Genomic DNA, 21,375 nt, shown 5'->3' on the forward strand with positions numbered 1-21,375 from the left:
TTCGAGGGACTGGATTGCAGCCGCGCAGGATACCGGGGCAGGCGCGGCGAATCCATGCCGCGATGCGCTGAGGCGACGCAGGGATGTCCGGATCCGGGCCAACGGCCAGCGGGCGTTCAGCCCGGTGACGCGTCGCGCAATGGGCGACGCGGCAAGCGCAGGGAATCAGTACGGGCGGCCGCCGTTGTTCCCGGGTGGCGAGTAGCGACAGACCAGATAGAACCACTGCCCCGTGCCACCCCAGGGCAGCGCGCCGGAACAGGTGTTGGTCGCGCATCCTAGTTCCTGCGTGGTCCGCCAGACCACCTGCGTGTAGTGGCCGCATATCTGGCCGGCGGCGCAGGTGTTGCCGGCATAGTTGTAATGCACGTATTCGTCGATCCACATCGGCACCAGGCCGGGCGCGTCGTAACCGATCGAACCGGCGGCGAGGTTTTCACCGTAGGGATGGCCACCTGGATGCGCCCAGTTGCACTGGTTCGCCCACGACTGCGCGCTGGCGGCCACCGTGGGATTCCATTTCAGGTCGCGCAGGCGCGGCGACGGCCGCGGCTGCGCGGTGCGACGCGCGCAGTTGTGCAGTCGCTGGACCTCGCGCATCGGGCCGGCGGGCGCCAGTCCGCCTTCGAAGGCATCGAAGTGGAGACAGTCCATGCTTGCGGCCTGCGACGGCCCTGCTGCCAGGGCAGTCGCGGCGACCAGCAGCGCGCCGGTCAGGTGGAACTGGCACATCCGGGCCTCCAGGCCATCCATTGACAGCCGGAAGTTAACGCTCAGCGCAGCCCCGTTTCGTTGCGCGCGATCACAAGTCGCTGGATCTCGCTGGTGCCTTCGTAGATCTCGGTTATCTTGGCGTCACGGAAATAGCGCTCCAGCGGCATTTCCTTCGAATAACCCATGCCACCATGGATCTGCAGCGCCTGGTGGGTGATGTACATCGCCGCCTCCGACGCCGTCAGCTTGGCCACCGACGCTTCGGTGCTGAAGCGCGCGCCCGTCGCCAGCGACTGCTGCTTGGCCCAGGCGGCCCGCAGGGTCAGGATTTCAGCCGCATCGAGACGGCACTTCATGTCGGCGATCTTGGCCTGGATCATCTGGAAGCTGCCGATCGGCTGGCCGAAGCTCTTGCGCTCCTTCACGTAGGCGACGGCGGCCTCATAGGCCGCCCGCGCCAGGCCGACGGCCTGGGCGGCGATGCCGATGCGGCCGGCATCGAGCACGCCCATGGCGATCCTGAAGCCCTGCCCTTCCTCACCGATGCGGTCCTCGACCGGGAGGCGGTAATCCTGGAACTCGATCTCGCAGGTCGCGGAGGCGCGGATGCCGAGCTTCGGCTCGGTCTTGCCGCGGAAGAAGCCCTCGCGCCCGGTGTCGACGATGAACGCGGTGATGCCCTTGGCACCCGCCGCCGGATCGGTGACCGCGAACAGCATGATGTACTTCGCCACCGGGCCGGACGTGATCCAGGACTTCTTGCCGTTGATGACGTAGTGGCTGCCGTCGGCGGACAGAACGGCGCGCGTGCGCATTGCCGAGGCATCCGATCCGGACTGCGGCTCGGTCAGGGCGTAGGCGCCAATGGCCTCGCCGGTCGCGATCGGCGTGACGTACTTGTGCTTCTGCTCCTCGGTGCCGTTCCTCAGCAGTCCGTTGCAGTACAGCGTGTTGTTCACCGACATGATGGTCGAGTGCGCGCAATCGGCGGCGGCGATCTCGAACATGGCCAGCACATAGCCGATGGAATCCAGGCCGGCACCGCCGTATTCGGTCGGCACTTCGATGCCCATCAAGCCGTTCTCACCCAGCAGGCGGATGTTCTCGAGCGGGAACTCGCCGACCTTGTCCCAGTGCTCGGCGCTGGGTGCGATCTTCTCCTGGGCGATCCGTCGCGCCACGTCGCGGATCATCAACTGCTCTTCGGTGAACTGGAAATCCATGTCCCTGTGCCTTGGAAAACTGGGGTGCGCAGACTAACGGATCGCCCGCGCGCGCGGCAAACGGGCGCCACGCGGCGTGTTCCTCGCGCTGGCGGCTGAACATGATTCGCCACGCGACACGCAGTCAGTCCGGCAGCCACTACAATCCACGCTTTACCCGTTCCGGAGTTGCCCGTGTCGGCCCCCGTTTCCTCTTTTGCCGACCTGGCCCTGCCGGCGCCGCTGATGCAGGCGCTGGGCGACGTCGGCTACGAATCCCCTTCCCCCATCCAGGCCGCGACCATCCCGCCGCTGCTGGCAGGCCGTGACCTGGTTGGCCAGGCGCAGACCGGTACGGGCAAGACCGCCGCCTTCGCGCTGCCGGCACTGGCCGGCATCGACCTCAAACTGGCTCAGCCCCAGGTGCTGGTGCTCACGCCGACCCGCGAACTGGCCATCCAGGTCGCCGAGGCCTTCCAGCGCTATGCCGCCCACCTGCCGGGCTTCCACGTGCTGCCGATCTACGGCGGCACCGGCTACGGCCCGCAGCTGGCGGCATTGAGGCGCGGTGTCCATGTCGTCGTCGCGACGCCTGGCCGTCTCATCGACCACATCGAGCGCGGCTCGATCAAGCTCGACGGCGTCTCGCTGCTGGTGCTGGACGAAGCCGACGAAATGCTCCGCATGGGCTTCGTCGACGACGTCGAATCGATCCTGCAGGCAACGCCGCCGGAGCGCCAGGTCGCGCTGTTCTCGGCGACCATGCCGCCGCCGATCCGCCGCATCGCCGAACGCCACCTGAAGGATCCGGCGTCAGTCACCATCGAATCGAAGACGCGTACCGCCGGCACGATCCGCCAGCGCTGCTGGTGGGTGTCCGGCGTCCACAAGCTTGACGCGCTGACGCGCATCCTCGAGGCCGAGACCTTCGAGGCGATGATCGTCTTCGTGCGCACCAAGCAGGCCACGGAAGAACTGGCCGAAAAGCTGGAAGCGCGTGGTTTCGCCGCCGCGGCGATCAACGGTGACATCGCCCAGCAGTTGCGGGAGCGCACCATCGAGCGGCTGCGCAATGGCGAGCTGGACATCCTGGTCGCCACGGATGTCGCCGCCCGCGGCCTCGACGTCGAGCGCATCAGCCATGTGCTGAACTACGACATACCCTACGACACCGAGAGCTACGTGCACCGGATCGGCCGCACCGGCCGTGCCGGCCGCACCGGCGAGGCGATCCTCTTCGTATCCGCACGCGAGCGGCACCTGCTGCGTGCCATCGAGCGCGCCACCAACCAGCCCATCGAAGTGATGAGCCTGCCCAGCGTGGACGTGGTCAACGACCAGCGGCTCATCCGTTTCAAGCAGCGCATCACCGATACGCTCGCGCGCGGCGACCTGGCCCCCTACCAGGCGCTGATCGAGGCCTACGAAGGCGAACATGGCGTGCCGACCCGCGACATCGCCGCGGCGCTCGCGCGCCTGGTACAGGGCGACGCGCCGCTGCTGCTCGCGCCCGATCCGGTGCAGACCGGGCGCCAGGGTGGCCAGGGCTTCGTGCGCGACCACGGCCGCGACCGCCACGAGCGCAAGCCGTACGCCCGCCACGAAGGCGGTGGCGAGCGTCCCGCCCGCCCACGCACGCCGCGCCAGGGTGACGCTGCAATGTCGACCTTCCGTATCGAGGTCGGCCACCAGCACGGCGTGCGTCCGGGCAACATCGTCGGTGCGATCGCCAACGAGGCCGGGCTGGACAGCGGCGCAATCGGCCGCATCGACATCCGCGGCGCCTACAGCCTGGTCGACCTGCCGGGCGACCTGTCCGGTGATGCCATCGAGCACCTGCGCAACGTCTGGGTGTCGGGCCAGCGCCTGCGCATCCGTCCCTGGGAGGATCGTGGCGACGAGGCAGCCTTCCAACGCGGACCGCGCGAAGGTCGCGACAGCCGCGCTGATCGTGACGGTCGCGACGCCCGACCGCCACGCGACCGCAACGGTCCCCCGGTGAAACGTGGCGCCCCGCCGTCTTGGCGCAACGGCCCCGGCAAGCCGAAACGCTGACGGCTGGCGCCCAAACGATCCAGACCGGACGTCAAAAACCCGCTATCCTCGCTGCATCGCAGCAATCGCGGACCGACATCCGACCATGCTCTATCAGCTACACGAGTTCAACCGGGCCATGATGGCGCCTGTGACCTACTGGGCCGAGGCCGGCGCCAAGATCTTCTCGTCCAGCGGCAGCTGGTTCTCCCAGCTGCCTGGCGCCGCGCGCGTGGCCGCCGGCTACGAGCTGCTGTACCGGATCGGCAAGGATTACGAGAAGCCGCGCTTCGGCATCCACAGCATCGAGGCGCACGGCGCCACGGTGCCGGTGGTCGAACTGACCGCGCTGGCCCGGCCCTTCTGCCGCCTGCAGCGCTTCAAGCGCTTCAGCGACGAGGCGAAGGTGATCAACGAACTCAAGGACGATCCCGTCGTACTCGTGGTCGCGCCGCTGTCCGGCCATCACGCCACCCTTCTGCGCGACACGGTGCGCACCATGCTCGCCGACCACAAGGTGTACATCACCGACTGGGTCGACGCCCGCATGGTGCCGACGTCGGAAGGGGCGTTCACGCTCGACGACTACGTCCGCTACATCCAGGAATTCATCCGCCACATCGGCGCCGGAAACCTGCATGTGATCTCGGTCTGCCAGCCCACGGTTCCCGTGCTGGCCGCCGTTTCGCTGATGGCCGCTGCCGGCGAGGCGATCCCGCGCAGCCTCACCCTGATGGGTGGCCCGATCGACACCCGCGAAAGCCCGACCAAGGTCAATGACCTGGCGACCACCAAGCCGCTGAGCTGGTTCGAAAACCACGTCATCCACGAAGTGCCGTCGAACTATCCCGGTCGCGGCCGCAAGGTCTATCCGGGTTTCCTGCAGCACGCCGGATTCATCGCCATGAACCCCGGCCGCCATGTCAGTTCGCACTGGGATTTCTACCAGGACCTGGTGCGCGGCGATCTCGACGACGCCGAGGCGCACCGCCGCTTCTACGACGAGTACAACGCCGTGCTCGACATGCCCGCCGAGTATTACCTGGACTGCATCCGCATCGTCTTCCAGCAGCACCTGCTGCCGCGTGGCGAATGGCATGTCGACGGTCAGCGCGTGGCGCCAGAAACCATCCGTGGCACCGCCATCTTCAGCATCGAAGGCGAGTTCGACGACATCTCCGGCGCCGGACAGACCCGCGCCGCACTGGCACTGTGCAGCGGCGTCGACGAGGCGAACAAGAAGCACCTCACCGTCGCAGGCGCAGGCCATTACGGCATCTTCAGCGGTCGCCGCTGGCGCGAAGTGGTGTATCCGCAGGTCCGCGAATTCATCGCCGCGGCGCACGACGCCCCGCGCAGCGGACGCGGACGCCTGCGCGCCGTCTGATCGCCCGCGCGGGATGCGGCCAGCCTTACGGTGCCGACCGCGACCCTTGAGGCCCGCTGAAGGTCAGGCCTCCACCAGCGCCCGCAGGTGGTCTTCCCACTGCTCCGCATAGTCCTCGCCGCGCGCCTTGGTCAGGGCGGCGCGCAGGTCCGGCATCAGGCCGAGCAAGGCCTCCGCATCCTCGGCACGCTCGATCTTCAGCTGGAAGAAATAGCCGCGCACACCGAGGTTCTCCCTGACGACGTCCGTCATCAGTGCGTAGAGGATCCCGTAGCGGTTGGCCGTTTCCGACAGCGGCGGCGTGTCGGCGACAGGCCCTTCGGGCGTGGCCCCGGCCCGCTCGATCAGGCCCAGGTCGCGCAGCTGCTTGAGGGAATCCGGCGGCGCACGAAGGCCCATGATGACCGCCCGGAGCTGTTCGCCGCTGCGCTGGCCGTCGATCACCAGCAGCAGGGAGCGCAGTCCCATCGACATCTTGTGCTGGCGGGTCTTGATCTCCCTGCGACCCGCCTCCGTCTTGGTGTAGAAAATGTCTTCCATGAGGCTCCCACCATGATGCCTGGTCAAGTGGGGTGCCGGAAGGAACGGTTCCCGTCACGCACGACGACACCGACCCGAAACCGGACCCCCTTCCGCTGGGCTTGTTGCTCCCCGTCGCAACAGGTACATGATGGAAGACACAGTCTGCCATTCGACTTTGGTCGAATCCGTCTGGCACCGAGGTCGCCGGCACCCGAATCCCAGAGGGAGGCGGAAAAAGAAAATGCCCGCCGAGGCGGGCATTTCCGGTGTCCTGCGGAGCGGGGGCTTATTCGCCCATGTGCTTCTGGCGCAGCTCCCAGCGTTCCTGGGCGTCGATCGAGAAGCGGGCGATCGGGCGCACTTCCAGCCGTTCCAGGCCGATGGGCTCACCGGTTTCCTCGCAGAACCCGTATTCGCCCTCTTCGATCCGCTTCAGCGCCTTGTCGATCTGCGCCAGCAGCTTGCGATAGCGATCACGGGTACGCAGTTCCAGGGAATTCTCGGTCTCGCGCGCGGCGCGCTCGGCTTCATCGCCGACGTCACGCACCTCGTCGCGGAGGTTTTCCATGGTCTGCTTGGATTCCTCGATGAGGTCGTCGCGCCAGGTCAGCAGCTTCAGCCGGAAGTACTCCAGCTGCCGCGGCGACATGTATTCCTCGTTCGCGGTCGGCTTGTAACCCGCCGGCAGCTTCACGTCAGCGGTCGCCGGTTCACGACGGCGGGGCGTGGCCGGCTCGTCCTGGCCATTCCGGACCGGCTGCGCACGAGCCACCAGCGTCCCGGCCTTCGCGACCGCGACGGCGGTCTTCGGCGCGGACACCTTGGCCGGCATCGACTTCGGCGTCGTCGCGGGCTTGGCGGCGGCTGCCGGCGCCCTGGTTGCGACCGTCGCCTTTGCGACCGTCGCCTTTTTCGCAGGTGCGGCCTTTTTCGCCGCTGCAGGCTTGGCTGCCGGCGCCGGCTTCCTGGCGGCCGCGGCCTTCTTCACCGGCGCCGCCGGCTTTGCCGCGGGCTTCTTCGCCGGCGCAGCGGCCTTCTTCGCGACAACGGGCTTCTTCGCGGCCGGCTTTGCCGCGGCCTTCTTCGCCACCACCTTGGTCTTGGCCGGTGCCGACTTGGCCGCCGGCTTTCGAGCGGCAGTCTTGGCGGCCGCCTTGGCCCTGGTGGCGGGTGTATTTTTGGCTTTGGCCGGGGTCTTGGCCATAAATGATTGGTTTCCCTGTTGCCTTGAGGCGTAGCGGCCGCGTGTTATAGCCTAAGCGCACCGCCTCGGCAACCACCTCCTCCCCACGACGCGGTCCGGACTGCGAGAGCCTTGTGCTGAACCGCCTGCTGCGCCGCCTGGTCGGTGCCTATCAAGCCACACTGAGCCCGCTGCTCGGAAACCGCTGTCGTTTCCATCCCAGCTGCAGCGAGTATGCGCGCATCGCCATCGCCCGCCACGGCGGCTGGCGCGGCGGCTGGCTTGCACTGCGACGTCTGGCGCGCTGCCATCCTCTATGCCCCGGCGGCCACGACCCGGTGCCGGGCGTTGAACCCGGACCCGAACAATATCCTGGAAATCCGATCAAAAATGAACCGTAACTGGTTGATAAAAGAAGCGACGATTGTCAACGACGGAAGAGTAACGGTGGGTGACCTGCGCGTCCGGGCGGGCCGCATCGAAGCGATCGGGACGCAGTTCGCCGCGCGCAAGGACGAAACCGTGGTCGATGCCGGCGGCCTCTGGCTGCTCCCGGGCATGATCGACGACCAGGTCCATTTCCGGGAACCGGGTTTCCCGCACAAGGGTGACATCGGCAGCGAAAGCGCGGCCGCGGTGTCGGGCGGGATCACCAGTTTCATGGACATGCCGAACACCGACCCGCCGACCCTGGGTCGGGCGGCCCTCGACGACAAGTACGCTCGCGCGGCCGGCCGGGCCTTCGGCAACTTCGGCTTCTACATGGGCGCCAGCAACGACAACCTGGAGGCGATCAAGGCGATCGACCCGACCACCACGCCGGGCGTCAAGGTGTTCATGGGCGCCTCGACGGGCAACATGCTGGTCGATGACCCGGGCATCCTCGACGGCATCTTCGCGCACGCGCCGACGGTCATCATCACCCACTGCGAGGACACGCCGACCATCCAGGCGAATATGGAGGCGGCGCGCCAGCGCCATGGCGACCAGCCCATTCCGGTCACCGAGCATCCGTTGATCCGCTCGCGCGAGGCCTGCATCACCTCGACACGGCTGGCCCTTTCGCTGGCACGGCGTCACGACGCCCGCCTGCATGTGCTGCACATCTCGACCGCGGACGAGCTGGCCCTGTTCGAGGCCGGGCCGATGGCCGGCAAGCGCATCACCGCGGAAACCTGCGTGCACTTCCTGCACTTCTGCGACCAGGACTACGACGGCCTGGGCACGCTGATCCAGTGCAATCCGGCGATCAAGACCGCCGCCGACCGTGCCGCGCTGATCGCCGCGGTCGCCGACGGCCGCATCGACATCCTCGCCACCGACCATGCGCCGCATACGCGCGAGGAAAAATCCCGACCCTACCCGGCCTCGCCTTCCGGCCTGCCGCTGGTGCAGTTCGCGCTCGTCTCGGCGTTGGAGCACGTGCATGACGGCCACCTCGACCTGCCGACGCTGGTCGAGCGCATCGCCCACGCGCCCGCGGAACGCTTCGGCGTGGTCGACCGCGGCTGGCTGCGCGAAGGCTACGCGGCGGACCTCGTGCTGGTGGATCCGGCAGCGGGTACGGACGTGACACCGGACAGCATCCTCGGCCGCTGTGGCTGGTCGCCGTTTGAAGGCGCGCATTTCCGCAGCCGGGTCGTATCGACCTGGGTGAACGGCCATCGCGCCTGGCATGAGGGCGAGCTGTCCCCACAGGCTGCCGGCGAGCGCCTGGCTTTCAGCGGAGCGGGACGATGAGGCCTGTCCGGCGATTCCACAGCGCGCTCGCCTCCATGACGGTGGCCCTCTGTATTGGCGCGGCGAAAGCGGACTCGCCCATCGAACTGCCCGGCTCCATCCGCCAGGGCGAGATGGTCATCGGACGCGTGCCGCCGGGCAGCCAGGTCCTCATTGGCGAACGCGAGGTACGCGTGGCCGATGATGGCTGGTTCGTCTTCGGTGCTGGACGCGACAGCACCGGCGTGCAGCGCGTCGAAGCGATACTCCCGGGCGGTCGCCGCAGCAGCGTCGAGGTGGAGATCGAAGGCCGCGAATGGCGTATCGAGCGCGTGGATGGCCTGCCGCAGTCCACCGTGACGCCCGACCCGGTTCTCGCCGAGCGTATTGGCCGCGAACAGGCGCGCGTGATCGAAGCGCGCAAGCGCGATGACGACCGCACCGATTTCCTGCACGGTTTCATCTGGCCGGTCGAAGGCCGCGTCAGTGGCGTCTATGGCAGCCAGCGCATCCTCAACGGCACGCCGCGCAACCCGCATTACGGCCTCGACGTCGCCGTACCCACGGGCACGCCGCTGAAGGCGCCGGCCGCCGGCGTGGTGATTTTCGCCGACCCGGATCTGTATCTCACCGGCGGAACACTGACGATCGACCATGGGCACGGCATTTCCTCGACCTTCATCCACCTCAGCCGCCTCGACCGCAAGGTCGGCGACCGCGTCGAGCAGGGAGAGATCGTCGGTGCCGTCGGCGCAACCGGACGCGCCACCGGACCACACATGCACTGGGGCATGAACTGGTTCGACGTGCGCCTCGATCCGCAGCTGCTGCTGCCGACCCGCCCCTGAGCACCGGGCAGCCCTACCGGCGCGACCTGCGGGCTTGCCCGCACCGGCGAGTTCGGAGATGCTCGCCCTTGCACTGCAGTCCACGAGCCAGAGATGACTTCCACTCCCGATACCTTCCGCTGTTTCCGCATCCACAACGACGCCGCGGGCTACCGCGCCGCTCTGGAAACGGTGAAGCTGGACGACCTGTCCCCGGGCGAAGTCACGATCCGCACCGCCTGGTCGTCGGTCAACTACAAGGATGCGCTCGCCGGCACCGGGCGCGGCAAGATCCTGCGCCGGTTTCCGCTCGTCGGCGGCATCGACGTCGCCGGCCATGTGGTGGAATCACGCGATCCGCGCTATCGCGAAGGAGACGCCGTGCTCGTCACCGGCTGCGGACTCTCGGAGACGCGCGATGGCGGCTACAGCGAATACCTGCGGCTGGAAGCGGACTGGGTCGTCCCGCTGCCCGCCGGGCTCGGACTGCGCGAGGCGATGGCGCTGGGCACCGCAGGATTTACGGCCGCGCTGTCGTTGTATCGCATGGAGCAGAACGGCCAGACGCCGGCGCAGGGACCGGTGCTGGTGACCGGTGCGACGGGTGGTGTCGGCCAGCTGGCCATCGCCATCCTCGCCAAGGCCGGATTCGACGTTCATGCGCTGACGGGCAAGTTCGACAGGCTCGACGAGCTAACGGCGCTGGGCGCGGTGTCGGTGCTGGACCGCAAGACCCTGCCGATGGGCCAGCGCGCACTGGAAACCGCGGCCTGGGCCGGCGCCATCGACAACGTCGGTGGTGAAACGCTGGCCTGGCTGACGCGCGTCATCCAGCCCTACGGCAACATTGCCAGCTGTGGACTGGCCGGCGGCGACGCCCTGCACACGACCGTCATGCCCTTCATCATCCGCGGCGTCAGCCTGCTGGGGATCGCCTCGGCGGGCACCCCATACAGCATCCGCCGCGAAATCTGGCAGCGGCTGGCGGGACCCTGGAAGCCCGACAACCTCGACGCCATCATCACGCGCGAAACCGGCCTGGAAGGCCTGACGTCGGTCTTCGACCTGATGATGGCCGGCGACTCCTTCGGGCGCACCGTCGTCCGCGTGGACCGCCGCGGGGAAAACTGACCGGCCGGATCCGCCGGACTTGACCCCCGCCGCCGTCGCACCCATGATCGGCGCATGACCATCGTCCGCCGCCACCGTCAGCATCACGCAGGCCGCTTCGTCGCAGGCTCCTGACCCCGGCGCGCCCCTTCCGGTCGCCGCGACCGGGGCTCCACCTTCCCAGCCAGACACGCCGGATCCGTTTCCGTCCGGCCGTCGTGGTCCGACCCAGCTTCCAGACGTTCGCATCGCGTGGCCCAGGATCGCCGCGCGATCAGCACACGGAGAACCCTCATGTCCACATCCACCCAGGCAGCCGCCGCTGCCATGCCCGAAATCCTGGTGACCGCGAGCGAGCACGCGCGTTTGACCACCCTTGCCGAGCATGCGCTTGATCGCAACCAGAGCGTCGCGACGGCGGAACGCCTGCTCGACGAACTCTCGCGGGCGCGTATCGTCGCCGACGATGCCCTGCCCGACGACACGACCGCCGTTGGCCGCGAGATCGACTACTTCGACCGCCACAGCGGCCGCACGCACACCGTCCGGCTGGTGAATCCACCGGACGCCGACATCGATGCCGGTCGCATCTCGGTGCTCTCGCCGATCGGGGCGGCGCTGCTCGGCCTGTCAGTCGGACAGGAGATCGAATGGCCCGTCCCCGACGGATCCGTGCGTCGCATCGAGGTCCGCGCGGTTCGTACCTGAGCGGGGCAATGACCGCAGGCCAGCTTGAAGCCGGCCCGCGGCGGCCATTGTGTTCGCGCGGATCAGCCCGCCGCGGTGTCGCCGAACGCCTGCGCCAGCGCCCGGTAAGCCTGCTGCTGCGCTTCGGTGTTCGCGACCGGCGCATCCACCGCGATGCGCACGTAGTGGTCCCCCGCCGGTGATCCCGGCAAGCCCCGCCCCTTCAGGCGCAGCCTTTTGCCGCTGCCCGTTCCGGCGGGAATACGCAGGTTGACCGGCCCGCCCAGCGTGGGAACCGAAACGGTTCCTCCGAGCGCCGCGGTCCACGCGGGTACGCGCAGCTCACTGCTGATGTCCCGGCCATCGGGTTCATACACGGGGTGCGGCGCCAAGCCCACTTCGAGCAGGATGTCGCCACCACCGTGTGCCTGGCCGGCCAGGCGGATGACCTGCCCGGCCGTGATGCCGGCGGGGATGCGGACGTCGTAGTTGCGGCCATTGAGACCGATCCGCTGCTGGCCGCCCTCGAACGCCTGTTCCAGCGTCAACTGGATGGAAGCGCGCAACGACCGCGGCGGGCGCGGACCCGGGCCTGGGGAAAATCCACCGCGCTGACCGAACAGGGTTTCAAAGAAATCACTGAAATCGCCGCCGGATCCGCCACCGAAATCGCCCTGGAAACCATTCCAGTCCGGCGGCGGCCGGAAGGTCTGGCCTTCGCGGTAGTTGCGACGCAGCTCGTCATACGCCGATCGCCGGTCGCGGTCGCGCAGCACTTCCCATGCCTCGTTGATGGCCTTGAAGCGCGCCTCGGCATCCGGTTCCTTGCTGACGTCGGGGTGGTACTTGCGGGCCAGGCGGCGGTACGCCTGCTTGATGCTGGCGTCGGAGTCTCCCGGCTCTACGCCCAGTACCTTGTAATAATCCTGGAATTGCATGCGCTGATGATCTCATACAGGGCTGAACGCCCCTTGCCCTGGAACGGGCACGGGCTGCACCGACGGCCCCAGGCAGGTTGCCGCGCAAACCGGCGAGCGCGGACGGGCCACGCACGCCGGTCATTCCGCGCCGGGATCACTCGACGGTGATACGGCGGGGCGAGGCTTCAGGCCGCTTCGGGATTGTGATCTCCAGGACGCCATGGCGACCAGACGCGCGGATGCCTTCGGCATCGGCGGAATCCGGCAACGCGAAGCGACGGTAGAACACCCCACGGGCGCGCTCGACGCGGGTGAAACGCTCGGATTCCTCGCGCGCTTCGGTATTGCGCTCGCCCTTGATCGACAGGATGCCCTTGTCCATCGACACCTCGATGTCCTTTGGATCGACGCCGGGGATATCGGCCTGGATCAGGAAACGGTCGTTCTCTTCCTTGATGTCCACGCGCGGCGCCCACTGGCTGGTCACCACATTGGACTGGTCGCCCTCGTCCATCTGGGCGAACTTGTTGAGGACTTCGAAAGCCTGCTTGAACTCGTCACGCAGGCCGGGAAGACCGAAGTTGTAGCGGGTCAGAGTCATGTGCGTCCTCCTGTCTGGAAAGGCGCCGGTCGGTGGCGCCGATGGCGGCAAGATGCGGCGGAGGCTCCGTTTTTCAAGGGGCGCCGCAATCCGCGCGGGACATCTGGCAGTCATCCGTGGTATGGCTACAATGAAATCCCGGGCAGTCGCCCATCAGCGCAAGGAGGACATCTATGCAAATACAGGTCACCGGCCATCAGATGGAGGTAACCCCGGCCTTGCGCGACTATGCCGTTGGCAAGATGGACCGCCTGGTCCGCGTGTTCGACCAGGCCACCAGCGCCCACATCGTCCTCTCGGTCGACAAGCTTGTGCACAAGGTCGAATGCCAGTTGAACGTGCCGGGCAAGCAGCTGTTTGCCGATGCCGAAGCCGCCGACATGTATGCGGCCATTGACGCCCTGATCGACCGCATGGAAATGCAGGTCCGCAAGTACAAGGACAAGCTCACCGACCACCATCGCGCCGCGCGCCGCGCCGCCGAAGGTTGAGAACACCCCCGCGCGCACCGGGCGCTCGACAGCCCGGTGCGGCGAGCCATCCGGTGCGACGGGGCGCGCCGCCATACACCACCGGCAAGTCCAAACGATGAACCAGCAACTCACCGTCCGCGAACTGTTCGACCAGGTCGGTGAGCGCATGAAGCTGCGCTGGCTGGCCGGCCAGCGCGGCGAGAACCGCAGCATCCAGCCGGGCGGGCAACAGAGCCGTCGCCCCTCAATGGCCGGCTATCTCAACCTCATCTTTCCCAACAAGGTGCAGATCATCGGCACCGACGAGCTGCAGTACCTGGACAGCCTCGACCCGCGCCACCGCTGGGAAATGATCGAGAAGATCATGAATTTCCGCCCTGCGGCCCTGGTGATCACCAAGGACCAGGCGCCGCCGGCGGACCTGCATGCGGCCGCGAATGAAACGGATACGCCGCTGTGGGTCTCGTCGCTGCGTGGCCACGACCTGCTGACCTACCTGCAGTACCACATGGCGCGGGCACTGGCGCCCACGACGACGTTGCATGGCGTTTTCATGGAGGTGTACTCCATCGGCGTGCTGATCACCGGCGATGCCGGGTCCGGCAAGAGCGAGCTGGCGCTGGAATTGATCACACGCGGGCACCGGCTGATCGCCGACGATGCCCCGGAGTTCACCCTCATCGCGCCCGACGTCATCGATGGCACCTGCCCGGAACTGCTCCAGGACTGCCTGGAAGTACGCGGCCTGGGCATCCTCAACGTGCGCGAGATGTTTGGCGACACCGCCATCAAGCGCAACAAGTACCTGCGGCTGGTCGTTCACCTGCAGCGCGTCGATGGCGACATCAACCAGCAGCCGATCGACCGCCTGCGTGGCGATGCCTCGTCGCACGAAGTGCTGGGCGTTCCCGTACCGATGCTCACCATTCCGGTGGCGCCGGGCCGCAACATAGCGGTGCTCGTCGAAGCCGCGGCACGCAACCACATCCTGCGCCTGAAGGGCTACGACCCGGCGCAGACGTTCATCGACCGCCAGGCCCACCAGATCAGGCGGCACGCGCCATGAGCAGCGGGAACGGACAGGACTCCACATTGCCGCCTCGGCTGGTGGTGCTGACCGGACTGTCGGGCGCCGGCAAGTCGGTGGCACTGCGCGCGCTGGAGGATCTCGACTTCTACTGCGTCGACAACCTGCCGGTTGCGCTGATCCCCGACCTCATGGCCTCGGCGCGCGGTGGCCGCGCCGACTACCCTCGCGTCGCCGTCGGCGTCGATGCCCGCAACCGTCCGGAAGACCTGGCCGAACTGCCACGCATCCTCGCGCGGCTGATCGGCGACGGCTTCGATACCCAACTGGTCTTCCTCGACACCCGCGACGAGGTGCTGATCAAGCGCTTTTCCGACACCCGCCGCCGCCATCCGCTGGCGACCGGCGAACGGGCGCTGGCCGATGCCATCGCGCTGGAGCGTCACCTGCTGCGTCCGCTCTCGGCCATCGCCGACCTCAGCGTCGATACCAGCGAGATGAACGTGCACCACCTGCGACGGCTGGTGGGCACGGAAGTCGGCCGCCATGGCCTGCGCCTGATCGTGCTGCTGGAATCGTTCGCCTACCGTCGTGGTGTTCCGGGTGACGCCGACTTCGTCTTCGACGCCCGATTCCTGCCCAATCCGCACTGGGTGCCGGCGCTGCGACCCCTGTCCGGACGGGATCCGGAGGTGCGTGCCTACTTCGAGCGTGAAGCCGCCGTCGGTGACTACATCGGCCAGATCCGCGGCCTGGTGGATCATGTCCTGCCGCGCATCGAAGCCGATGACCGCGCCTACCTCACCCTCGCCGTCGGTTGCACCGGCGGCCGGCACCGCTCCGTATACATCATCGAACGCCTCGCGGAGCACCTGCGGAACCAGGGGCGCGACGGCGTGCAGGTCTTCCACCGGGAACTGTCATGAGCGTCGGCGTCCTGCTGGTGACGCATGGCCGCATGGGCGATGAGCTGATCGCCGTCGCGCGCAGCCTGCTGGGCCGTGACCTGCCTCTGCCGACGCGTGCGATATCGATGCCCAACGACTGCGACAACGGCGCGGCACTGGCCGAAGCCCAGCGTTGCATCGACGAGCTGGATTCCGGCGACGGCGTGCTGGTGCTCACCGACCTGTATGGCGCCACGCCCAGCAACATCTGCGGCCGCGTCGGCAGCCTCGCCGGCCACCTGCGCCGCGTCTCCGGGCTCAACCTGCCGATGCTGATCCGCGTCCAGAACTACCCCGACCAGGCACTCGCCGAACTCGCCGACACGGCGTTCGCGGGCGGCCGCAATGGCATCGTCATCACCGCGGCGGCGGACACCCCATGATCGAACGCGACATCGAAATCGTGAACCGGCTCGGCCTGCACGCCCGTGCGGCGGCAAAGCTCGTCCAGCTCGTCGGCAGCTACAAGTCCGACACCCGCATCGCGTTCCGCGGCCGCGAGATCAACGCCAAGAGCATCATGGGCGTGATGATGCTGGCGGCCGGCTTCGGATCGACGGTCAGCGTGCGCGTGGACGGCCCCGACGAGGAGCCGGCGATGGCGGCGATCCTCGACCTGTTCGAGCGCCGCTTCGACGAGGGCCAGTGATGGGCACGGCAGCAGCCCGTCGCCAGGTGCTCGAAGGCCAGCCCTGCGCACGCGGCATGGCGTTCGGGCGCGCGCGCGTGCTGCGCCCGCTGCACTTCGAAATCAGCGAGAAAACCATCGGCCAGCGGCGCATTCCAGCGGAAGTGAAGCGCTTCGAACGCGCGCTTGCCGATGCGCAGGCGGAAATGGAGCGCGTGCGCGCGACCCTGAGCGGCAGCCTGGCGGCGGAACTGGGCGAAATCCTCGACGCCCACGCCATGCTGCTCGACGACCCCACCTTCATCGATGCGGTGCGCCAGCGCATCCGCGATGAACGGGTCGCGGCACACACGGCGCTGAAGCGCGAGCGCGACCGCCTGATGGGGGAATTCGCCGCCATCGACGATCCTTACCTGCGCAGCCGCAGCGAGGATTTCGACCAGGTCATCGGCCGCGTCGTCAACGCGCTTTACAGCGACCTGCGTGAACCGATCGATCCGGCCTCGCTCGCCGGCGAGATCATCGTCGCCGACCAGGTCGCACCGGCCGACCTGGCGCACTGGTACGAACACGGCGTGCTGGGCATCGTCACCGCCGGCGGCAGCCCGCTGTCGCACGTGGCGATCCTGACCCGCAGCATGCAGCTGCCGATGCTCTGCGGTGTCGCCGATGCGCAGTCGCGCGTCCGCGACGGTGACGTGCTGATGCTGGATGCCGAAGGCGGCCGGCTGGTGGTGCATCCCGATGCCGACGACCAGGCCGACTTCGAGCAATGGCGCAAGGACCACGCGCGCGACCAGCAGCGGCTGAACCGCCTGCGCAAGGCGCCCACGCGGACACGGGACGGCAGTGAAATCGCGCTGTGGGTGAACGCGGAACGTCCCGAGGATGTTTCCCTCGCCCACGCGGCCGGTGCGGTGGGGGTCGGCCTGTACCGCACCGAGTTCCTGTTCCTGCAGGGCAACACGCTGCCCGACGAGGACGAGCAGTACGAAGCCTATGCCGCCATCGTCCGCGCCATGCAGGGCCGCCCCGTCACCATACGCACCCTCGACGTCGGCGCGGACAAGGCCGACCGCACGGGACTGGCGCTGGCCAACGAAGCCAATCCCGCCCTGGGCCTGCGCGGCGTGCGCCTGTCGTTGACGCGCCCGGACGTCTTCACCACCCAGATCCGCGCCATCCTTCGCGCCGCCGCGCACGGGCCGGTACGCGTACTGGTCCCGATGGTCACCAACGCCGCCGAGATCAAAGCGGTCCGGAAGCTGTTCAAGCCGGCGCGCAAGGCGCTGGAGAATGCCGGCGTGGAGATCGGCGAGCGCGTCGAGCTGGGCGCGATGATCGAGGTGCCCGCCGCCGCCATCACCATTGATTCGATCCTGGCCGAGGCGGAATTCGTTTCGATCGGCACCAACGACCTTGCGCAGTACCTGCTCGCCACCGACCGCAACAACGACAGCGTCTCGCAGCTGTACGATCCAGCGCATCCGGCGCTCGCCTTCCTGATCGAACGCGTGGTGACCGCGGCCGGTGCCGCCAGCCGCCGCGTCGCCGTCTGTGGCGAAATGGCCGGCGATCCGCTGCATATCGAGCGCTTGCTGCACCTGGGTGTCCGCGAGCTGTCGATGCATCCCGGCGCCCTGCTCCAGGCGCGTCGTCGTATCGGCGAAATCACCCTGGCCTGAGGCGTCTGGCGGACGCCGGCGGGCAGGTCGCCTGGCCGCGCTGCTATAGTGATCCATACGTGTACGGATCGTTGCTGGAACCGCCAGCGCGGTGCCGCCGCATCGCCACACGTGTTCCCTGTGGATGTACGGTTGCGGGTACCCGCGTGTCCTCGTTGTGCGTACGTGCCTTGCGCACGGCAGCGGACACGCCATGGACGGTGGCCAGCCGGAATGCAGGGAACGGTCCGCATCGTACCCTTCCCGTTGCCAAGCCCATGCGCCGTTTGATCCGCTATACCGTCGTTTCCCTCTTCGCCTGCCTGCTGATGGCCTGTGGCGTGCAGCCCACCGCCAGCGATGACGCCGGTGGCTCGCGGCAACCCATCGTGTTGCTGGTATCGATCGATGGCTTCCATCCCGACTATCTGGATCGCGGACTGACGCCGACACTGCAGGCGCTCGCCGACGGCGGCGTCCGGGCGCGCTGGATGACGCCATCGTTTCCCAGCAAGACATTCCCCAACCATTACACGCTGGTCACAGGCCTGGTGCCGGACCGCCACGGCATCCTCGACAACGCCATGGTTGATGACGGCATCGGCCGTTTCTCGATCCGCGATCCGTCCGCCGTCGGCGACAGCCGCTGGTGGCAGGGTGAGCCGGTCTGGGTGACAGCCAAGCGGGCCGGCCTGCGCACCTCGGTAATGTTCTGGCCGGGCTCGGAAGCGGAGATCAGTGGTGTCCGGCCGGACGACTGGGCGGCCTATGACCTCACGTTCAGCGCCGGCGACCGCGTCGACCGCGTGCTCGCCTGGCTCGACCGGCCGCTGCGCCGCCGCCCGCACCTCATCCTGACCTATTTTGAAGAAGTGGACATCACCGGGCACCGATACGGCCCGGATTCGACGCAGGTCAACGAGGCGCTGGTGCATACCGACGCCGCCCTCGCCCGCCTGGTCGAAGGCCTGCGTCGTCGGGGCCTGGAAGACGCGGTGGACATCGTCATCGTCTCCGACCACGGCATGGCCGCCCTGCTACCCGACCGCGAACTGTTCCTCGAAGACCTCGTGGATCCGGCGAAAATCAGCATCGTCGCGCTGGGCGAAATCACCTCGCTGCGCTCACGACCGGGCCACGAGCAGGAAGTCGCCGCAGCCCTGCTGCGGCGCCGGTCCGGCATCAACTGCCACGCCCGTGGACAGATGCCGGCGGAATGGCGGTTCGGCAGGCATCCCCGTGTACCGGAGTTCGTCTGCGTGCTCGATGAAGGCTGGCGCATCCGGCGCCGCGGCTCCTTCAGCCCCTGGGAAAAAGCCGCCGGCGAAAACCGGGGCGGTCACGGTTACGAACCGTCTCTGCCTTCGATGCGTGCGCTGTTCATCGCGCATGGGCCCTCTTTCGGGCAGGGCCTGCTGGTCGAGCCCTTCCAGAACATCCATGTACAGCCGCTGCTGCTGCGACTGCTGGGGATCGAGGGTCCGGAAACGGACGGCGATCCCGCCGTGACGGCACCGCTGCTGCGAGCGGTGCCGCCCGGCAACGCGATCGATCAGAAGTCGGTGCAGCCGTAAGCCTGCAGGCTGGCGCGGGTCGTGTCACGCGCCTGCACGCAGGCATTGCGCAGCGCTTCGGCACTCTGCGCATTCGCGGAGGCCTGGCGCCAGGCGTTTCGGGTGGCATCCAGCGACTGCTGCAGCATGTCGCGTGCTTCGGCCGGGACGTGGCCGGTCAGGCAGGCCTCGTACTTGCGCAGGTAGTCGTCGCATTCGGCAATGCCGACATCGCCCGCGGCGGCAACCGGCTCCGGAGCGGGTGCGGGCGCGGTGGCCGGCGGCGCCGCCGCTGCCGGGGCGGTCGCCGGTGCGGGCTGGGCAGCGGGCGACGGCGCGGCAGGTTCGTCCCTGCTGCAGGCGGCCAGGCCCAGGCCGACGACACCGGCCATGCCGATCAAGGCGATACGCATATTCATCTGACGCTCCTCTGAGAATGGTTGAAGTGCGGGCGCACACCCGCCGGGCTCTGGCGATGGCGCCCTAGCCATGCCCTGAAAACGCTGGAAATGTACGGACAGGGCCAGGCCGGACGGACCCGGCCCCGAAGAATAGCGCCACAAGACGGCCCGCGGGCGATCCGTCCAGATAAAAAGCGACGCCGCCCGCGTTGATACCCGCCTCTGCCGCCGTTCCCGCACAAGGCTGCGACGCGACCGGCATGCGTATGCGGACGCCGCAGCCGCCAAGCGCGAAACCGCCCCAATCAGCCCGACAGCCCCGCAAGGCAGCGGCGATAGCGTTCGGCGACAGCCTCGGCGTCGCGGTGCCGGCCCCGGCTGACGACCCGTTCGCCACCCACCCAGACCGCGTCCACGAGATTGCGGTTTCCGGCGAACAGCCAGGCGTCGATCAGGCTGTCACGGCCATGCCCGGCCAGCAGCGGCGCGTTGCCGTCCAGCGACACCAGGTCCGCCATGGCCCCGGCGAACGTCCCTTCCGCGCCATCGATCACCCCGACCGGCGCGCCGCATGCGCGGCCGCCGTGCAGCGCCCCGGCCAGAAGGGTCTCGCCGACGCTCGGCTGTCCGTCGTCGGCTGCGATGTTGCGATGATGCGTCGCCAGGCGCTGCCCGTACTCCAGCCAGCGCAGTTCCTCCACCGGCGACACCGAGATGTGGCTGTCCGAACCGATGCCCCAGGCACCATCGTGGTCGAGATACGCCCGCAGCGGGAACAGGCCGTCGCCGAGATTGGCTTCCGTGGTCGGGCAGAGCGCGACGGTGGCGCCACTGTCGGCGATGGCTCGCGTTTCCGCTGGCGTGAGATGCGTCGCATGTACCAGGCACCAGTTCGCATCGACCGGTGCGTTGTCCAGCAGCCACTCGACCGGTCGCGCGCCGCGGACGGCCAGGCAGTCCTGCACCTCGCCGATCTGCTCGGCGATATGGATGTGCACCGGGCGACCGGTGGCCAGCCTGGATTCGAGCACCGCGGCCATGGCATCCGGGGGCACCGCACGCAGGCTGTGCAGCGCCAGGCCGATGCGCAGGCGGTCGTGCTCGCGCGCCTGCAATGCCGCCAGCAGCGCCAGGTAGGCGTCCACTTCGTGTCCGAAGCGGCGTTGCCGTGGCGCCAGCGGGCGACCGTCAAACCCACCGCGCATATACAGCACCGGCAACAGCGTCAGGCCGATGCCGGTCGATCGCGCCGCCTCGATCAGCGCATCGCACATCGCCGTCGCCGGCGCATAGGGCGTGCCGTCGGATTGGTGGTGGACATAATGGAACTCGCAGACCCAGGTGTAGCCGGCTTCCAGCATTTCGACGTAGAGCTGGCTGGCGATGGCGAACAGTGCCTCGGGCGACATCCGGCCGGCGAAGCCGTACATGGTTTCCCGCCAGGTCCAGAAGCTGTCGGCAGGATCACCGCGGCGCTCCGCATGTCCGGCCATGGCGCGCTGGAATGCGTGCGAATGCAGGTTGGGAACACCCGGCAGCAGCCATTCCACGGCCGCTGGAACCGCCGCATCCAGGTCGCCCAGTGCCCGGGTGCGCCCATCGAGGAGGTTGATGGCCAGGCGATTCCGCCAGCCTTCCGGCAGCCAGACATGGGTTGCGGTGATGCGGTTGGTCATACGTCCTCCTGGGCAGCGCGAAGGATAGCGCGTGCCAGCCTGCATTCCCCCGGGCAGCGCCCGGCTTGGCCTGCCGCGAGAAAAGCCACAGACTGCCCCT

At 68.0% G+C, this 21,375-nt stretch carries 23 protein-coding genes; 15 read left to right on the forward strand and 8 right to left on the reverse strand.

Going from position 1 to position 21,375, the window contains the following annotated elements; translation table 11 throughout:
• Window positions 1-165: 165 nt before the first annotated feature.
• Window positions 166-732, reverse strand: a complete 567-nt coding sequence (locus EDC25_RS01175; protein ID WP_164483860.1) for a CAP domain-containing protein — start codon at window positions 730-732, stop codon at window positions 166-168.
• A gap of 41 nt (window positions 733-773) precedes the next feature.
• Window positions 774-1,937: an acyl-CoA dehydrogenase family protein gene (locus tag EDC25_RS01180; RefSeq protein WP_123520681.1), complete on the reverse strand. Its 1,164-nt coding sequence runs from the start codon at window positions 1,935-1,937 to the stop codon at window positions 774-776.
• 225 nt (window positions 1,938-2,162) lie between these two features.
• Here EDC25_RS01180 and EDC25_RS01185 point away from each other — a divergent pair, with 225 nt between their 5' ends.
• Window positions 2,163-3,971: a DEAD/DEAH box helicase gene (locus EDC25_RS01185; RefSeq protein ID WP_123520705.1), complete on the forward strand. Its 1,809-nt coding sequence runs from the start codon at window positions 2,163-2,165 to the stop codon at window positions 3,969-3,971.
• Between the two features lie 85 nt (window positions 3,972-4,056).
• Window positions 4,057-5,337, forward strand: coding sequence for a polyhydroxyalkanoate depolymerase (locus EDC25_RS01190; RefSeq protein WP_123520680.1), 1,281 nt, complete (start codon window positions 4,057-4,059; stop codon window positions 5,335-5,337).
• 63 nt (window positions 5,338-5,400) lie between these two features.
• Here the strand turns inward: EDC25_RS01190 and EDC25_RS01195 are convergent, their stop codons facing one another.
• Window positions 5,401-5,877, reverse strand: a complete 477-nt coding sequence (locus EDC25_RS01195) for a hypothetical protein (RefSeq protein ID WP_123520679.1) — start codon at window positions 5,875-5,877, stop codon at window positions 5,401-5,403.
• A 268-nt stretch (window positions 5,878-6,145) separates the two neighbouring features.
• A complete protein-coding gene (dksA, locus tag EDC25_RS14955) occupies window positions 6,146-6,679 on the reverse strand; it encodes an RNA polymerase-binding protein DksA (RefSeq protein WP_243695089.1) in 534 nt (177 codons plus the stop codon).
• 1 nt (window position 6,680) lies between these two features.
• On the opposite strand from dksA, the gene EDC25_RS14960 reads away from it, so the two are divergent.
• From EDC25_RS14960 to rnk, 6 genes are all read left to right on the forward strand, one after another.
• Window positions 6,681-7,097, forward strand: a complete 417-nt coding sequence (locus EDC25_RS14960) for a hypothetical protein (RefSeq protein ID WP_240639544.1) — start codon at window positions 6,681-6,683, stop codon at window positions 7,095-7,097.
• A 79-nt stretch (window positions 7,098-7,176) separates the two neighbouring features.
• Window positions 7,177-7,443: a membrane protein insertion efficiency factor YidD gene (gene yidD / locus EDC25_RS01205; protein WP_205984820.1), complete on the forward strand. Its 267-nt coding sequence runs from the start codon at window positions 7,177-7,179 to the stop codon at window positions 7,441-7,443.
• Complete coding sequence (locus EDC25_RS01210; RefSeq protein WP_123520677.1) at window positions 7,433-8,782, forward strand: dihydroorotase; 1,350 nt, start codon at window positions 7,433-7,435, stop codon at window positions 8,780-8,782. Before yidD ends, EDC25_RS01210 begins: the two co-directional genes overlap by 11 nt.
• On the forward strand, window positions 8,779-9,609 hold the full coding sequence (locus EDC25_RS01215; protein ID WP_123520676.1) for a M23 family metallopeptidase: 831 nt from the start codon (window positions 8,779-8,781) through the stop codon (window positions 9,607-9,609). Before EDC25_RS01210 ends, EDC25_RS01215 begins: the two co-directional genes overlap by 4 nt.
• Window positions 9,610-9,702: 93 nt before the next feature.
• Window positions 9,703-10,719 (forward strand): oxidoreductase, encoded by a 1,017-nt coding sequence (locus EDC25_RS01220; protein ID WP_123520675.1) that lies wholly within the window; start codon window positions 9,703-9,705, stop codon window positions 10,717-10,719.
• A 273-nt stretch (window positions 10,720-10,992) separates the two neighbouring features.
• A complete protein-coding gene (gene rnk, locus EDC25_RS01225; protein ID WP_205984818.1) occupies window positions 10,993-11,406 on the forward strand; it encodes a nucleoside diphosphate kinase regulator in 414 nt (137 codons plus the stop codon).
• 62 nt (window positions 11,407-11,468) lie between these two features.
• Here rnk and EDC25_RS01230 read toward each other — a convergent pair whose 3' ends face one another.
• Together EDC25_RS01230 and EDC25_RS01235 are read right to left on the reverse strand one after the other, a co-directional pair.
• The gene (locus EDC25_RS01230) at window positions 11,469-12,323 is read right to left on the reverse strand and encodes a DnaJ C-terminal domain-containing protein (RefSeq protein WP_123520673.1); all 855 of its coding nucleotides are present in this window, start codon (window positions 12,321-12,323) and stop codon (window positions 11,469-11,471) included.
• 136 nt (window positions 12,324-12,459) lie between these two features.
• Window positions 12,460-12,906: an Hsp20/alpha crystallin family protein gene (locus EDC25_RS01235; RefSeq protein WP_123520672.1), complete on the reverse strand. Its 447-nt coding sequence runs from the start codon at window positions 12,904-12,906 to the stop codon at window positions 12,460-12,462.
• A 173-nt stretch (window positions 12,907-13,079) separates the two neighbouring features.
• Here EDC25_RS01235 and hpf point away from each other — a divergent pair, with 173 nt between their 5' ends.
• The 7 genes from hpf to EDC25_RS01270 all read left to right on the forward strand — a co-directional run bounded on the left by hpf (window position 13,080) and on the right by EDC25_RS01270 (window position 19,219).
• Window positions 13,080-13,397, forward strand: a complete 318-nt coding sequence (gene hpf, locus EDC25_RS01240) for a ribosome hibernation-promoting factor, HPF/YfiA family (RefSeq protein WP_123520671.1) — start codon at window positions 13,080-13,082, stop codon at window positions 13,395-13,397.
• 97 nt (window positions 13,398-13,494) lie between these two features.
• Window positions 13,495-14,445, forward strand: a complete 951-nt coding sequence (hprK, locus tag EDC25_RS01245) for an HPr(Ser) kinase/phosphatase (protein ID WP_132577164.1) — start codon at window positions 13,495-13,497, stop codon at window positions 14,443-14,445.
• Window positions 14,442-15,332 (forward strand): RNase adapter RapZ, encoded by an 891-nt coding sequence (gene rapZ, locus EDC25_RS01250; RefSeq protein ID WP_123520670.1) that lies wholly within the window; start codon window positions 14,442-14,444, stop codon window positions 15,330-15,332. Before hprK ends, rapZ begins: the two co-directional genes overlap by 4 nt.
• A complete protein-coding gene (locus EDC25_RS01255; RefSeq protein ID WP_123520669.1) occupies window positions 15,329-15,736 on the forward strand; it encodes a PTS sugar transporter subunit IIA in 408 nt (135 codons plus the stop codon). Before rapZ ends, EDC25_RS01255 begins: the two co-directional genes overlap by 4 nt.
• Entirely contained in the window at window positions 15,733-16,002 is a 270-nt protein-coding gene (locus EDC25_RS01260; RefSeq protein WP_123520668.1) for an HPr family phosphocarrier protein, read from the forward strand. The genes EDC25_RS01255 and EDC25_RS01260 overlap by 4 nt, the downstream gene beginning before the upstream one ends.
• Window positions 16,002-17,666, forward strand: coding sequence for a phosphoenolpyruvate--protein phosphotransferase (ptsP, locus tag EDC25_RS01265; protein WP_132577165.1), 1,665 nt, complete (start codon window positions 16,002-16,004; stop codon window positions 17,664-17,666). Before EDC25_RS01260 ends, ptsP begins: the two co-directional genes overlap by 1 nt.
• Window positions 17,667-17,923: 257 nt before the next feature.
• Window positions 17,924-19,219 carry an alkaline phosphatase family protein gene (locus tag EDC25_RS01270; RefSeq protein WP_123520665.1) on the forward strand — a complete coding sequence of 432 codons (1,296 nt, stop codon included), beginning with the start codon at window positions 17,924-17,926 and terminating at the stop codon, window positions 19,217-19,219.
• Here the strand turns inward: EDC25_RS01270 and EDC25_RS14845 are convergent.
• Window positions 19,198-19,617: a hypothetical protein gene (locus tag EDC25_RS14845; RefSeq protein WP_207905694.1), complete on the reverse strand. Its 420-nt coding sequence runs from the start codon at window positions 19,615-19,617 to the stop codon at window positions 19,198-19,200. The genes EDC25_RS01270 and EDC25_RS14845 overlap by 22 nt on opposite strands.
• Before the next feature lie 287 nt (window positions 19,618-19,904).
• A complete protein-coding gene (locus EDC25_RS01280) occupies window positions 19,905-21,275 on the reverse strand; it encodes a formimidoylglutamate deiminase (RefSeq protein ID WP_123521308.1) in 1,371 nt (456 codons plus the stop codon).
• Between the last annotated feature and the right edge of the window lie 100 nt (window positions 21,276-21,375).

This window comes from Pseudofulvimonas gallinarii (genome assembly GCF_004343305.1).
GTDB lineage: Bacteria > Pseudomonadota > Gammaproteobacteria > Xanthomonadales > UBA2363 > Pseudofulvimonas > Pseudofulvimonas gallinarii.

Coding starts and splice junctions, on each gene's coding strand:
- EDC25_RS01210 (WP_123520677.1), top strand. CDS start 7,433: ATGAACCGTAACTGGTTGATAAAAGAAGCGACGATTGTCAACGACGGA.
- EDC25_RS01270 (WP_123520665.1), top strand. CDS start 17,924: ATGCGCCGTTTGATCCGCTATACCGTCGTTTCCCTCTTCGCCTGCCTG.
- EDC25_RS01190 (WP_123520680.1), top strand. CDS start 4,057: ATGCTCTATCAGCTACACGAGTTCAACCGGGCCATGATGGCGCCTGTG.
- EDC25_RS01195 (WP_123520679.1), bottom strand. CDS start 5,877: ATGGAAGACATTTTCTACACCAAGACGGAGGCGGGTCGCAGGGAGATC.
- EDC25_RS01280 (WP_123521308.1), bottom strand. CDS start 21,275: ATGACCAACCGCATCACCGCAACCCATGTCTGGCTGCCGGAAGGCTGG.
- EDC25_RS01230 (WP_123520673.1), bottom strand. CDS start 12,323: ATGCAATTCCAGGATTATTACAAGGTACTGGGCGTAGAGCCGGGAGAC.
- EDC25_RS01180 (WP_123520681.1), bottom strand. CDS start 1,937: ATGGATTTCCAGTTCACCGAAGAGCAGTTGATGATCCGCGACGTGGCG.
- rapZ (WP_123520670.1), top strand. CDS start 14,442: ATGAGCAGCGGGAACGGACAGGACTCCACATTGCCGCCTCGGCTGGTG.
- hprK (WP_132577164.1), top strand. CDS start 13,495: ATGAACCAGCAACTCACCGTCCGCGAACTGTTCGACCAGGTCGGTGAG.
- EDC25_RS01215 (WP_123520676.1), top strand. CDS start 8,779: ATGAGGCCTGTCCGGCGATTCCACAGCGCGCTCGCCTCCATGACGGTG.
- EDC25_RS01260 (WP_123520668.1), top strand. CDS start 15,733: ATGATCGAACGCGACATCGAAATCGTGAACCGGCTCGGCCTGCACGCC.
- EDC25_RS01175 (WP_164483860.1), bottom strand. CDS start 732: ATGTGCCAGTTCCACCTGACCGGCGCGCTGCTGGTCGCCGCGACTGCC.
- EDC25_RS01185 (WP_123520705.1), top strand. CDS start 2,163: ATGCAGGCGCTGGGCGACGTCGGCTACGAATCCCCTTCCCCCATCCAG.
- EDC25_RS01220 (WP_123520675.1), top strand. CDS start 9,703: ATGACTTCCACTCCCGATACCTTCCGCTGTTTCCGCATCCACAACGAC.
- hpf (WP_123520671.1), top strand. CDS start 13,080: ATGCAAATACAGGTCACCGGCCATCAGATGGAGGTAACCCCGGCCTTG.
- rnk (WP_205984818.1), top strand. CDS start 10,993: ATGTCCACATCCACCCAGGCAGCCGCCGCTGCCATGCCCGAAATCCTG.
- EDC25_RS01255 (WP_123520669.1), top strand. CDS start 15,329: ATGAGCGTCGGCGTCCTGCTGGTGACGCATGGCCGCATGGGCGATGAG.
- EDC25_RS14845 (WP_207905694.1), bottom strand. CDS start 19,617: ATGAATATGCGTATCGCCTTGATCGGCATGGCCGGTGTCGTCGGCCTG.
- EDC25_RS01235 (WP_123520672.1), bottom strand. CDS start 12,906: ATGACTCTGACCCGCTACAACTTCGGTCTTCCCGGCCTGCGTGACGAG.
- ptsP (WP_132577165.1), top strand. CDS start 16,002: ATGGGCACGGCAGCAGCCCGTCGCCAGGTGCTCGAAGGCCAGCCCTGC.